Origin of the sequence: Collinsella aerofaciens, from assembly GCF_039752775.1 — a bacterium.
Classification (GTDB): Bacteria; Actinomycetota; Coriobacteriia; order Coriobacteriales; family Coriobacteriaceae; genus Collinsella; species Collinsella aerofaciens_R.
The window spans coordinates 48,136-61,171 of the sequence record NZ_JBDMGT010000006.1; the positions used below are offsets into that span (position 1 = coordinate 48,136).

The 13,036-nt window shown below is 59.8% G+C and carries 11 protein-coding genes; 3 read left to right on the top strand and 8 right to left on the bottom strand.

The window, feature by feature from the left end; translation table 11 throughout:
* Positions 1 to 2: 2 nt before the first annotated feature.
* A complete protein-coding gene (gene pyrR / locus ABHR63_RS02830) occupies positions 3 to 587 on the bottom strand; it encodes a bifunctional pyr operon transcriptional regulator/uracil phosphoribosyltransferase PyrR (protein WP_195361312.1) in 585 nt (194 codons plus the stop codon).
* Between the two features lie 450 nt (positions 588 to 1,037).
* Here pyrR and rpmB point away from each other — a divergent pair, with 450 nt between their 5' ends.
* From rpmB to ABHR63_RS02845, 3 genes are all read left to right on the top strand, one after another.
* Positions 1,038 to 1,226, top strand: a complete 189-nt coding sequence (rpmB, locus tag ABHR63_RS02835) for a 50S ribosomal protein L28 (protein ID WP_022094725.1) — start codon at positions 1,038 to 1,040, stop codon at positions 1,224 to 1,226.
* A 502-nt stretch (positions 1,227 to 1,728) separates the two neighbouring features.
* Positions 1,729 to 4,377 carry a bifunctional acetaldehyde-CoA/alcohol dehydrogenase gene (gene adhE, locus ABHR63_RS02840; protein WP_346964744.1) on the top strand — a complete coding sequence of 883 codons (2,649 nt, stop codon included), beginning with the start codon at positions 1,729 to 1,731 and terminating at the stop codon, positions 4,375 to 4,377.
* Positions 4,378 to 4,466: 89 nt separating this feature from the next.
* Positions 4,467 to 5,231 (top strand): aminoglycoside phosphotransferase family protein, encoded by a 765-nt coding sequence (locus tag ABHR63_RS02845; protein WP_006236119.1) that lies wholly within the window; start codon positions 4,467 to 4,469, stop codon positions 5,229 to 5,231.
* A gap of 178 nt (positions 5,232 to 5,409) precedes the next feature.
* Here the strand turns inward: ABHR63_RS02845 and ABHR63_RS02850 are convergent, their stop codons facing one another.
* The 7 genes from ABHR63_RS02850 to frr are packed head-to-tail and all read right to left on the bottom strand — an operon-like array spanning position 5,410 to position 13,036.
* Positions 5,410 to 7,131, bottom strand: coding sequence for a proline--tRNA ligase (locus tag ABHR63_RS02850; protein WP_229090669.1), 1,722 nt, complete (start codon positions 7,129 to 7,131; stop codon positions 5,410 to 5,412).
* Entirely contained in the window at positions 7,132 to 8,214 is a 1,083-nt protein-coding gene (gene ispG, locus ABHR63_RS02855; RefSeq protein ID WP_082421791.1) for a flavodoxin-dependent (E)-4-hydroxy-3-methylbut-2-enyl-diphosphate synthase, read from the bottom strand.
* Positions 8,215 to 8,227: 13 nt separating this feature from the next.
* A complete protein-coding gene (locus ABHR63_RS02860) occupies positions 8,228 to 9,589 on the bottom strand; it encodes a M50 family metallopeptidase (protein ID WP_346964743.1) in 1,362 nt (453 codons plus the stop codon).
* A gap of 25 nt (positions 9,590 to 9,614) precedes the next feature.
* Positions 9,615 to 10,802 carry a 1-deoxy-D-xylulose-5-phosphate reductoisomerase gene (dxr, locus tag ABHR63_RS02865; RefSeq protein WP_346964742.1) on the bottom strand — a complete coding sequence of 396 codons (1,188 nt, stop codon included), beginning with the start codon at positions 10,800 to 10,802 and terminating at the stop codon, positions 9,615 to 9,617.
* Positions 10,802 to 11,701, bottom strand: coding sequence for a phosphatidate cytidylyltransferase (locus ABHR63_RS02870; RefSeq protein WP_238057430.1), 900 nt, complete (start codon positions 11,699 to 11,701; stop codon positions 10,802 to 10,804). Before ABHR63_RS02870 ends, dxr begins: the two co-directional genes overlap by 1 nt.
* A 2-nt stretch (positions 11,702 to 11,703) precedes the next feature.
* Positions 11,704 to 12,498: an undecaprenyl pyrophosphate synthase gene (gene uppS, locus ABHR63_RS02875; protein ID WP_346964741.1), complete on the bottom strand. Its 795-nt coding sequence runs from the start codon at positions 12,496 to 12,498 to the stop codon at positions 11,704 to 11,706.
* Between the two features lies 1 nt (position 12,499).
* The gene (frr, locus tag ABHR63_RS02880; RefSeq protein ID WP_006236112.1) at positions 12,500 to 13,036 is read right to left on the bottom strand and encodes a ribosome recycling factor; all 537 of its coding nucleotides are present in this window, start codon (positions 13,034 to 13,036) and stop codon (positions 12,500 to 12,502) included.

The window sequence follows — 13,036 nt, forward strand, 5'->3', positions numbered from 1 at the left end:
TACTACTCACCTCCCAGCGGCGCGGAGCCCACGTGGGAACCCGGCGCGACGTCGTTAATCTCGACGGCGGTGTGGCCGTCGACTTCCTTCATATATAGGTGCACGTTCTCCTCATGCGACGAGGGAACGTTCTTGCCGACAAAGTCCGGCGAGATGGGGAGCTCGCGGTGGCCGCGGTCAACGAGGACAGCCAGCTCAATGCGGTTCGGACGGCCCAGGTCCATGACGGCGTCGAGAGCGGCGCGAATGGTACGGCCCGTATACAGGATGTCGTCCACCAGCACGACGCGCTTGCCGTCGACGCTGAAGGGAATGTTGGTGGCGTGGATCGCGGGAGCGAAATTGGTCGCATAGTCATCGCGGTAGAAGCTGATGTCGAGGCTGCCGAGCGGAACGTCGACGCCCTCGATCTCCTTGATCTCCTCGGCGAGCTTCTTTGCCAGAAGGTCGCCGCGCGTGACGATGCCGACCAGAGCGAGGTCTTCACAGCCCTCGTTGCGCTCGAGAATCTCGTGCGCGATGCGGGTCATCGCTCGATTGACGGCGGTCTCGTCCATGATGACCGCCTTGGGGGAAGTCGTGCCCATCGATCTCCTTCCTCACATGTCTTGACTGCTGACACAGTCAAAAAAATAGATGCCCGACCGCTTAAAGCGGACCAGACACCCACAGGAAGGGCTGCTCTTTGGGCAGCTATGTAATTCCATGTGGGTATCTCGTACCCCTTTAATGGTCATGGGATAGTGTAGCCAACCTCGAGCTTAATTGCGAGCATAAATACAGAGCAATCCGTAAACGGAGCCCAAAGCTCAATAAACCTATATATTTGTGGGACGAGCTTGAAAACGCACGCACGAGCTGGCATAATCCCCTCTGCTGCACGCAAATCGGATCTACGTCCAGGGCCGTGGCGTGAGCACTATCGCCAAAAGAGGAATATCTCTGTGTAGATTGCGCACAGGGAGCGACTTCTGTGCTATAGTTCAGGCTTGTTTGTTAACGCGACATGTTCGTTTGTCGCCCAAGGAGGGTCAGTTATGTCCAAAGTTTGCGAAGTTTGCGGTAAGCACCCCGTTGCCGGTCGCTCCATCAGCCACTCTCACCGCGTCACCAACCGTAAGTTCCGCCCCAACATCCAGCGCGTTTACGTCGTCGTCGATGGTCACCGTCGCAAGATGAACGTTTGCTCCACCTGCCTCAAGTCCGGCAAGGTTGCGCGCTCGTAAATAAGGTCTTACCAACAAGTACCTCGGACTCTCCGGGTCAAAGACCTCGCGTTCATATAGAACTTACCAAAGGCGCCCTCCCCTACGGAGGGCGCCTTTTTGCACTCATTGGGGACAGACTTATATGAGGGTTTGCAGATGTCAAAGGGATCATAGCGCAGCTGGTATGCCTTGTAACTAACGGTACGCCTCGAGCGAGTCGGACGCACCTTACACGGGATTGAAATGGATGTAATCGAGTAGCTGCACCGCCTGTGTGTCCGACTCAACCGCGACCCGCGAATAGCGATTATCAAACAGATGTCCCGTTTTCCCATTGAAATACTCATGAGAGTCTGTCCCCAATGAGCGGGGCGATGCAGCGGGCAGATAGTTCTAGTTAAAACGTTTCAGTTTATTGAAGCGTTTTAGTGTGCCTTTTAGAGGAATCTGACCGTTCGCCGAATAATTTCTTGCTATCATGCAAGACGTAGGGTAAATCTCCGATCGCAAGGAGACACAAATGGTGAAAAAGTCACCGGAAAACACTACTCCCGCAATTGTGGACAACGTAGAGGCGCTTGAGGCTAAGCTCGCTCAGATGCGAGAGGCCCAGGCGCTTTTTGCTACGTACACGCAGGAGCAGGTCGACAAGATCTTCTATGAGGCCGCCATGGCCGCCAACAAGGCTCGTATCCCGTTGGCGAAAATGGCCATCGAGGAGACCGGCCGCGGCGTTCTTGAGGACAAGGTCATCAAGAACCACTACGCCGCAGAGTACATCTACAACGCTTACAAGAACACCAAGACCTGTGGTGTCCTGGAGCGCGACGAGGCTTACGGCATCACCAAGATCGCCGAGCCCATCGGCATCGTGGGCGCCGTCATCCCGACGACCAACCCCACCTCCACCGCAATCTTCAAGACGCTGATCAGCCTGAAGACCCGCAACGCCATCATCATCTCCCCGCACCCGGCTGCCGCCAAGTGCACCATCGCCGCCGCCAAGCTCGTGCTTGACGCCGCCGTCAAGGCTGGTGCCCCCGAGGGCATCATCGGCTGGGTCGATGTCCCCTCCATCGAGCTGACCAACATGGTCATGCGCGACGTCGACATCATCCTCGCCACCGGTGGCCCGGGCATGGTCAAGGCCGCCTACTCCTCGGGCAAGCCCGCCCTGGGCGTTGGCGCCGGTAACACCCCGGTCGTCATCGACGACACCGCCGACGTGCTGCTCGCCGTCAACTCCATCATCCACTCCAAGACCTTCGACAACGGCATGATCTGCGCTTCCGAGCAGTCCGTGACCGTCATCGACACCATCTATGACCAGGTCAAGGCCGAGTTCCAGAAGCGCGGCTGCTACTTCGTCAAGCAGGGTGCCGAGATGGAGGCCCTGCGTGCCGCCATGTTCAAGAACGGCGCCCTCGATCACCGCATCCCCGGCATGGCTGCCGCCAAGATCGCCGAGCTCGCCGGCATCGAGGTTCCCGCCAAGACCAAGATCCTGATCGCCGAGGTCACTTCCACCGACCCCGCCAAGGAGGAGTTCTCCCACGAGAAGCTCTCCCCGGTCCTGGCCATGTATCACGCCAAGGACTTCCAGGAGGCCGTCGACAAGGCCGAGCACCTGGTGCTCGCCGGTGGCCCGGGCCACACCGCCTCTCTGTACGTGCACCCCGCCCAGGCCGAGAAGATCAGCCTGTTCGAGCACGTCATGAAGGCCTGCCGTATCGTCATCAACACCCCGTCTTCGCACGGCGGCATCGGTGACCTGTACAACTTTGGCATGAAGCCGTCTCTGACCCTGGGCTGCGGCTCCTGGGGCGGCAACTCCGTCTCCGAGAACGTTGGGGTGAAGCACTTGATCAACGTTAAGACTGTGGCCGAGCGCCGTGAGAACATGCTGTGGTTCCGCGCTCCCGAGAAGGTCTACTTCAAGAAGGGTTCCACGCCCGTCGCTCTCGACGAGCTCGGCACCGTCATGGGCAAGAAGCGCGCCTTCATCGTCACCGACCAGTTCCTCTTCAAGAATGGCAACACCCGCGCCATCGAGGCCAAGCTCGACGAGATGGGCATCGCCCACGACTGCTTCTACGACGTTGAGCCTGATCCGTCGCTGCAGTGCGCACGTCGCGGCGCCAAGCAGATGGCTCTCTTTGAGCCGGACGTCATCATCGCCGTCGGCGGTGGCTCCGCTATGGACGCCGGCAAGATTATGTGGATGATGTACGAGCACCCCGAGTGCAAGTTCGAGGACATGGCCATGGACTTCATGGACATCCGCAAGCGTATCTTCACCTTCCCCAAGATGGGCAAGAAGGCCTACTTCGTCGCCGTCCCGACCTCCTCGGGTACCGGCTCCGAGTGCACGCCGTTCGCCATCATCACCGACAAGGAGACCGGCATCAAGTGGCCGCTCGCCGACTACGCGCTGCTCCCCAACATGGCTATCGTCGACGCCGACAACTGCATGACCGCCCCGCGCGGCCTGACCGCTGCCTCCGGCATCGACGTCATGACCCACGCCATCGAGTCCTACGTCTCCATCATGGCTTCCGACTACACCAAGGGCCTCTCCGAGCGCGCTGCCAAGCTCGTCTTTGAGAACCTGCCCTCCAGCTTCACGAACGGCGCCAAGGACCCGCACGCCCGCGAGGAGATGCACAACGCCTCCTGCATGGCCGGTATGGCCTTCGCCAACGCTTTCCTGGGCCTCAACCACTCCATGGCTCACAAGCTCGGCGCTTTCCATCACCTGCCCCACGGCATCGCTAACGCCGTCATCCTGACCCGCGTCATGCGCTACAACGCCGCCGAGGCTCCCGTCAAGATGGGTACCTTCTCCCAGTATCCTTACCCCAACGCGCTGCACAACTACGCCGAGATGGCCAAGTACTGCGGCATCGAGGGCAAGGACGACAAGGAGGTCTTCGAGAACTTCATCACGAAGCTCGAGGAGCTCAAGGACTTCATCGGTGTCAAGAAGACCATCGCCGACTACGGTGTTGACGAGCAGTACTTCCTCGACACCCTCGACGAGATGACCGAGCAGGCATTCAACGACCAGTGCACCGGCGCTAACCCGCGCTACCCGCTCATGAGCGAGATCAAGGAGCTCTACCTGGACGCCTACTACGGCCGCGAGCCCCAGGACTACGCCGTCTGCTAGTTTTTAGCACGGTTTTTTGCGGCGGGGGTGCACGGGTGTTTCACACATCCCCGCCGTCGCTTCTATCGCATCGTTGAAAGGATGCAACCATGCTGCTACCCGATTCCAAGACCGAGCTCGTCCGCCGTGGCAACAAGGTCGTTTACGACCTGGGCGACAAGATCGTCAAGGTCTTTAACGAGACCAAGCCTGTCTCCGACGTGTTCAACGAGGCTTTGAATCTTGCCCGCATCAATGAGTGCGGCATCCGCAGCCCCAAGGCTCTCGAGGTTTCCCAGCTCGAGAACGCCAACGGCTGGGCGCTCGTGACCGAGAAGGTTCCGGGCACCACCCTTGCCGAGAAGATGACTGCCGAGCCCCAGCGCTTTGGTGAGTACCTCGAGATGTTCGTCGACCTCCAGATCGAGATCCACGGCTACACCTCCCCGCTGCTCAACCGTCAGCGCGACAAGTTCGCCCGCATGATCGACAGCCTTGATCAGCTCAATGCCACCACGCGCTACAACCTTCAGGAGCGTCTGGACGGCATGACCAAGGAGTTCAAGGTCTGCCACGGCGACTTCAACCCCTCCAACGTCATCGTCGGCGACGACGGCCAGCTCTATGTGTGCGACTGGGCACACGCTACCCAGGGCTCCCCTGCTGCCGACGTTGCCACCACCTACCTGCTCTTTGCCCTCAACAGCAAGGACCAGGCCGAGGCTTATCTGGAGCTCTACTGCGACCGCGCCGACATGCCCATGCAGGTCGTGCGTCAGTGGACGAGCATCGTCGCCGCTTCCGAGCTCGCTCGTAAGCGCAACGTGAACGATGAGTTCCTGAAGAACTGGATCGACGTCGTCGATTATCAGTAATATCTGAGCGATTTATTTCGCATCGGAGGCACAAAGGAAACCCCGCAGCTCGCATGGGCTGTGGGGTTTCCTTTTAGCGATTGAGTACGCCGACAAGATAAAAGGACGGCCCCGCATCTCCCCTATCTGGAGAAATGCGGGGCCGTCCCGTATATCGAACTACAAGCGAAATCGCCGATTAACGGCGTGCCGCCTTCACAAGCTCGGCGACCTTGGCGACGACCTCGTCGATCGCCACGTCCTCGCGCTCACCCGTAGCACGGTCCTTGAGCTCGACGGTGCCGTTCTTGAGGCCACGCTTACCCAGAACGACCTGATACGGGAAGCCCATAAGGTCGTTGTCGGCAAATTTAAAGCCGGGACGCTCGTCACGGTCATCGACGACGACCTCGATACCCTCGGCGCACAGGCCATCAACGATCTGCTCGCAGACGGTAGCGCACTCCTCCTTCTTGGGATCGAGCGGAATCACCGCGACCTCGTACGGGGCAACGGAGACCGGCCAGACGATACCGTGCTCGTCGTTGTGCTGCTCCACGACGGCAGCGAGCGAGCGGGACACACCAACGCCGTAGCAGCCCATGATGAGCGGCTTCTCCTTGCCATCCTCGTCCATAAAGGTGGCACCCATGGCCTCGGAATACTTGGTGCCCAGCTGGAAGACCTGAGAGACCTCGATGCCGCGGGCAGCGGAGAGCGGCTTGCCGCAGTGCGGGCAGGGGTCGCCGGCAACGACGGTGACCAGATCGGCCCACTCATCGACGGTAAAGTCGCGCTCGGGGCAGGCACCGGTAAAGTGATAATCGACCTCGTTGGCACCGCAGGCCCACTGCTTGGAATCGCGCAGGCTCTCGTCGCACACCAGACGGATGCCCTCGGGCAGGTTGACCGGTCCGATAAAGCCCTTGTGCAGGCCGTTCGCTTGAAGCTCCTCGTCGGTCATCATGCGGTAGCCCTTGCCAAAGACATGCTCGGCCTTGCAGTCATTGAGCTCGTGGTCGCCCGGGACAATGGCCACGACCGGCTTGCCCTCGGAGTCGATGAGTGCCAGCGACTTGCGCGTGCCGTTCTCGGGGAAGCCGAAGAACTTGGCAACGGCCTCGATGGTGCCCATACCCGGAGTCTCGACCTTGGTGAGCGTGCCATCGCCGGGGCCCTCGGTCACAACGACCTTGGTGCTTGCAGCCTCGTCATCGGCAGCAAAACCGCAATCGTCGCAGTAGACGAGCGAAGCCTCGCCGGCGTCGGCAAGAGCCATGTACTCGACGGAAGTGTCGCCGCCGATCTCGCCGGAGTCGGCGACAACGGGCAGAGCCTTGATGTAGCAGCGCTCGCAGATGTTAGCGTAGGCCTGCTTCATCTTGTCGTACTCCTCCTGCAGGCTCTCCTGCGTGGCGGAGAAGCTGTAGGCGTCCTTCATGATGAACTCGCGACCGCGCATCAGGCCAAAGCGGGGTCGGAACTCGTCGCGGAACTTGTCCTGAATGTGGTACAGGTTGACGGGCAGCTGTTTGTAGGAGCGCAGCTCATTGCGCACCAGGGCCGTGACGGTCTCCTCGTGGGTGGGACCCAGGACGAACTCGCGACCGTGACGGTCGTCAAAGCGCACAAGCTCCTTGCCATAGGCGTCGATGCGGCCGGACTCACGCCACAACTCGGCGTCGACCATGATAGGCATCATAAGCTCCTGGGCACCGGCAGCGTCCATCTCGTCGCGCACGATATTCTCGATCTTGCGGATCGAGCGCCATGCGAGCGGCAGATAGGAATACAGGCCGGCGGCCTCTTTGCGGATCATGCCGGCACGGAGCAGCAGGCGGTGGCTGGCGAGCTCAGCGTCCGCCGGATCCTCTTTAAGCGTCGGCGCATAGAGCTTAGACATATACATTGCTCGGGTCATTTATTTCTCCTCAATAAGCTTGTCGACCTCTGCCATAAGCGCGTCGACAATTTGGTCCTCAGCTACTTTACCAATGATCTGGCCATGCGAAAAGAGCAAGGCCTGACCACGTCCGCAAGCAACGCCCAGATCGGCATCAGAAGCCTCGCCGGGGCCATTAACGGCACATCCCATCACAGCGATCGAAAGCGGCGCGGAGTAGTTCTTAAGCCGCTCGGTAACCTCCTCGGCAATGGGAATAAGGTTAACCTGGCAGCGGGCGCATGTGGGGCACGAGACAATCTCGGGGCCACGGCGACGCAGGCCCAACGACTGCAGAATACCCCAGGCAACCGGCGGCTCCTCGACCGGATCGGCTGTGAGCGACACACGCATGGTGTCGCCAATGCCTTCGGAAAGCAAGATACCCAAGCCTACAGAGCTCTTGATGGTGCCCTGGAGCTTGGTCCCCGCCTCCGTCACGCCCAGGTGAAGCGGAACGTGGGGAATCTCACGCGACAGGGCTCGATAGGTATCAAGCGTCGTTTGCACGCTATGGGCCTTGGCCGAAAGCACAATGTTCGTAAAACCGCGGTCCTCAAAGTGCTTGACGAAGCGCTCGCTCGACATCACGAGCTTTTCGGGCTGCATGAGGTCGTCGCGCTCGGCGATATCCTGTTCGAGCGAACCGGCATTGACACCGATACGAATCGCGCACCCAGCGGCGCCCGCGGCATCGATCACGGCATCGACCTTGGCCCAATCGCCGATATTACCGGGATTGATGCGGAGCTTGGCGGCACCGGCCTCCACAGCGCCAATGGCCAGCTTGTGGTTAAAGTGGATATCGGCAACGATTGGCACCGGAGACTCGGCACAGATGGTGCGGAAACCCTCAAGCGCGGCCTCAGTGGGCACGCTCACACGCACGATATCGCAGCCAGCCTGCGCCAACGCGCACACTTGCGCAAGCGTTGCCTGGGCATCAGCGGTATCGGTGCAGGTCATGGATTGGACCACCACCGGCGCGCCGCCACCGATCTGCACACCGCCCACATGCACGGGGCGCGTCAACTCGCGAGGCAAAGGATGGGATAAAGACAATCCAAACACTCCCCTACAGAATAAATCGAAGGATGTCGGAACGAAGCATATAGACAAACAGCAGCGCAAAGAGCGCGATGCCCACATAGCTCACAATCGTCTGGACCTTGAGCGGAAGCTCGCGGCCAGCAATCTTTTGAATGATCTCGATGACCAGCTTGCCGCCATCGAGTGGTGGGATGGGCAGCAGGTTCATAAAGCCAAGCGAGAACGAAATGAGGGCGGCAAACGAAAGGAACGTGGCAGGGCCGGCAGCAGCAGCCTGTGAGGACATAACGCTAATGCCCACGATCGAAGAAGACTGATCGAGAATCTCCATCGTATGCTGCGGCTGGAGCAGGCGCATCACGCCCTCCGCTGTCTGCACGACACAGGAGAACGAAAGGCGAGCCGACGTGATGGGGTCTAAACGGACCACCTGCGTAGAGGCATACACACCTAGGCGCTCGTCCTCTTTGAGCGCAACCGAGGTCGAATGCTGCTTGCCGTCGCGCTCATACTCGATGGCGATATCGTCCTTACCGGCGGCCTTGCCGATGGCATCGTAAACGTCCATCCAGGTAGAGCACGATACTCCGTCAACCGAAAGGATCGCGTCGCCGCCCTCGATACCCGCCTTGGCGGCAATAGACCCCTCGTCAACCTGACCGATCACGTTGGTATCCATCGGCACGGTGACACCCGCAATAGAGTAGATGCTCATAAGCAGCAAAAAGCCCGTCAGGATATTGACGAGAATGCCCGCGAGCAGCATAAAGGCGCGCTTGAGAAAACCCTGGCCCAGATAGGTATGCGAACGCTCTTGCGCAAGGAACTCGGCTTCGCCGCACGGCAGCTCCCACACATCGCCCTCGGTAGTCGCATGCTCTCGATCGAAACGGCGGCCGTCAAAGGTGGTGTAACCCGCCGCGTCTCGCGGCAGCGTCTGATACTTGGTGGGATAGTAGCTCGGCGAGGGCTTCTCCCCTTCCTCATACCAAGGCGCGATAGAGCCCCAACCCAAGAGCAAGGCGCATGCCTCGAGCACAACCTCCTCGGATAGCTCGAGCTCGACAGCAAGGTCGGCCACGGTCACGCGACCATGACGATAGATAGCCGCGAGCACGCGATCGGCACACGAGACGTCGGTCGGATCCATACCGCAGATGGCAGCGTAGCCACCCAGCAGCAGCGGAGTCACGCCAAACTTGGTTCCAATGCGACGCGACGTGTAATGGATGTCAAAGCGGCAAGGCAGGCCCAAAAAGAACTCGGTCACACGGACGCCGCAGGCACGCGCCGCCAAAAAGTGGCCGCCCTCGTGCAAAAACACGAGGACGGAAAGCATCAGCAGGCCCCAAAAGACCGATGAGAGAACGCTCAGAACAGTATCCATAAAACGAAAAAGCAATCCTTATGGGTTAGGAACGGGTTGCGGCGAGCACCTGCGCAGCCTTTTCACGCGCCCATGCATCGATGTCGTGAAGCTGCTCAAACGAATCGACCGCCTGCATATCGTGGGAATCCATGCAGGATTCCACAATGCGATCGATATCGGTAAAGCTGCAGCCATCGTGCAGGAAGGCATCGACGGCGACCTCGTTGGCGGCATTGAGCACGCACGGCATGGTGCCACCCGTCTTGCCGGCACGTTCGGCCAGTGCCAGACAGCGGAAGGTATCCATGTCGGCAGCATCAAACGTGAGCTGCCCCAGCTCGCGGAAATCGATACGAGGCGCCGGGGTATCCCAACGCTCGGGATACGAGAACGCGAACTGGATGGGAATACGCATGTCGGAAGCACCGAGATGCGCCATCACGGAGCCGTCGGCGAACTCGACCATAGAGTGAATCTTGGACTGACGCTGCACGACCACGTTAATGAAATCGAGGTCGCAGTTAAACAGATGCATGGCCTCAATGCGCTCCAGGCCCTTGTTCATGAGGGTGGCGGAGTCGATGGTGATCTTGGCACCCATGGCCCACGTGGGATGTGCGAGGGCATCGGCACGCGTCACGCGGTCGAGCTCGTCGCGGGTGCGGCCAAAGAACGGACCGCCCGAGCAGGTGAGCCAAATGCAGTGGGCCTCGCGTGGGTTCTCCCCCAGATAGCACTGGTAGATGGCGGAGTGCTCAGAGTCGACTGGAATAAGCTGGCCCGGTTGCGCCAACGGCATAAGCAAGTCGCCACCGACGACGAGGGACTCCTTGTTGGCAAGGGCAAGGCGCTTATTTGAGGTCAAGGCCGCATGGCTCGCCTCGAGACCGGCGGCGCCCACAATAGCAACGAGCACGCAGTCGACATCGTCGCGACGCGCGAGCTCGCAAACCGCCTGCGCGCCAACGCCGAGCTTCGTTCCCTCGGGCAACTCCTGCAGCACGGCGTCATCGCCATGAGCGACATCGGCCACGGCAACCGCCGGAACCGAGAACTCGCGGGCAGCGGCAACGAGCTCGGAGGTACTGGAGTTAACGGACAGCGCCGTCACCTGCAGGCGATCGGCATGCTGACGGCACACATCGAGTGCCTGGGTGCCGATGGAGCCCGTACAACCCAGGATGGCAACACGGAGGCGTCCATCGGGGCCATACGTCGTCTGGAATGACATTACAGCACGCCTCCGATCATCAAAAGCAGCTGAGCGGTAATGCAGCCAAAGATAAGCGAGTCGCTACGGTCGAGCATGCCGCCATGGCCCGGGATAAGGTTGCCGGAATCCTTGACGCCCACGCCACGCTTGATGCGCGACTCGATAAGGTCGCCGATAACGCCCAAAATGGACACGACCACGCCGCACAGCAGCGCATAGGGCAGGCTGAGCTTGTAGAAGTGCGTCGCCCACAGAATGAGCCAAATCAAAACCGAGCCCAGGATGCCGCCGACAAACCCCTCCCAGCTCTTTTTGGGAGAGATCTTGGGAACCATCTTGTGCTTGCCGATACGGCTGCCCACAATGTAGGCAAACGAATCGGAGACCCAAAGGGACGCGCAAACGCCCACTGAAAGCAGGGCGCCGGCAAAACCGGGCACGGCATCGCGCAGCAGCACGATAGCCGACAGCATAAAGCCAGTGTAGATGGGACCCATGAGCGTCACGGCCACATCAGAGATGCGGGTACGCGGCGACCAGACATACCAAATGCCCACAGCGAGCATCAGGGCAAAAAGCAGGGCATTCAGCAACATCGAATCGCCCAACGCCGACAGCGGAAAGAGTACGGCGGCAGCGATACCCATGCGCTCGTTAGCCATCTTGCCATCGAGCCTCGTCATACGGAAAAACTCATAGCAGCACAGACCGCTCATGACAGAAACAAAGATGGCCGTGGGCACAATACCCAAAACCAAGCACAAGATAAAGACAACGGCGTAGACGATACCGGCGGCGGCACGGGTAATAAAGCCCGCCAGCCACGAACCGGTGCCGCTCTTCGCTGCAGGCGCTCCCGCAGTGGCAGCTTTGCGCAAAGGCGTCTTGGGAGCAGATGCCTTGGGACGATCGGACACGATTAAGCCTCCTCGGTCTTGCTCAGTCCACCAAACCTACGGTCACGGCCCTGATAGGCCAAAATGGCGTCGACAAGGCCCCAACGATCAAAGTCAGGCCAATAGGTATCGGTGACGTAGAACTCGGAATAAGCCACCTGCCACAGCAAATAGTTCGAAAGGCGCAGCTCACCAGAGGTGCGAATCACAAGCTCAGGATCGGGAAGACCGGCGGTATAGAGGTGGGAAGCCACCATGTCGTCATCAATTGCGGCAGGATCGATCTTACCGGCGGCAGTGTCGAGTGCAATTTGACGGACAGCGCGGGTAATCTCGGCACGCGCGCCGTAGTTGACGGCAAGCGCAAGCGTCATACCGGTGTGATCGGCGCACTCGGCAAGACCGCGTTCAAAAACATCGCGGGTCTTCTTGGGCAGCGCGGAAATGTCACCCAAAAAGACAACGCGCACATTTTCGCGCTTCAGAAGCGGCAGCTCGTCGATGAACGTCTTGGCAAACAGATGCATCAAGACGTTGACCTCATGCTGCGGACGGTTCCAGTTTTCGGTAGAAAACGCATAGGCCGAAAGCATGTCGACGCCCAGACGCACGCAGGCGGTAATAATCTCGCGAAGGGAGACGATACCCGCCTTGTGGCCCTCGGTGCGCGCAAGACCGCGCGACGTGGCCCAACGACCGTTGCCGTCCATGATGCACGAGATATGGTGCGGAATGTTATTGAGGTCAAGGTCGGAAAAACCGACGCCCGCAGGGGCGTCGGCAAAGTACTCGACCAGTTTATGCTCGTCGTATTGCACCTTAGATCTCCATGACCTCGGCTTCTTTTTCCTTCAGAAGCTCCTCGACCTTGGCGACATACTCATCAGTGTGCTTCTGGACCTTGGCCTGCTCGCGACGGACATCGTCCTCGGTGAGCTCCTCATCGCGCTCGAGCTTGTTGTTGAAGTCGCGACGGATGTTACGGATAGACACCTTGGCCTGCTCGGCGTACTCGCGGCACTCCTTGACGAGCTCGCGACGGCGCTCCTCAGTGGGAGCCGGGAACGGAAGACGAACGACGGTGCCATCGGAGTTGGGGGTAATACCCAGATCGGAAGCGCCGATGGCCTTGACGATAGCATTGATGAGTGCCTTGTCCCACGGCTCGATGAGCAGCATGTGGGCCTCGGGGGTCTTGACGGCGGCAACCTGCGTGACCGGCGTGGGAACACCGTAATAATCGACGGTGATGTCGGACAGAATGTTGGCATTGGCGCGGCCGGTACGGACCTTGGAGAAGTTATGCTTGAGGGACTCGAGTGACTTGTCCATATGGGCGGTGATGTTCTCTGCCAT

Bases quoted from the DNA above. Each gene is read 5' to 3' on its own strand.
- adhE (WP_346964744.1), top strand. From the start codon at position 1,729: ATGGTGAAAAAGTCACCGGAAAACACTACTCCCGCAATTGTGGACAAC.
- frr (WP_006236112.1), bottom strand. From the start codon at position 13,036: ATGGCAGAGAACATCACCGCCCATATGGACAAGTCACTCGAGTCCCTC.
- ABHR63_RS02860 (WP_346964743.1), bottom strand. From the start codon at position 9,589: ATGGATACTGTTCTGAGCGTTCTCTCATCGGTCTTTTGGGGCCTGCTG.
- ABHR63_RS02845 (WP_006236119.1), top strand. From the start codon at position 4,467: ATGCTGCTACCCGATTCCAAGACCGAGCTCGTCCGCCGTGGCAACAAG.
- pyrR (WP_195361312.1), bottom strand. From the start codon at position 587: ATGGGCACGACTTCCCCCAAGGCGGTCATCATGGACGAGACCGCCGTC.
- ABHR63_RS02850 (WP_229090669.1), bottom strand. From the start codon at position 7,131: ATGACCCGAGCAATGTATATGTCTAAGCTCTATGCGCCGACGCTTAAA.
- rpmB (WP_022094725.1), top strand. From the start codon at position 1,038: ATGTCCAAAGTTTGCGAAGTTTGCGGTAAGCACCCCGTTGCCGGTCGC.
- dxr (WP_346964742.1), bottom strand. From the start codon at position 10,802: ATGTCATTCCAGACGACGTATGGCCCCGATGGACGCCTCCGTGTTGCC.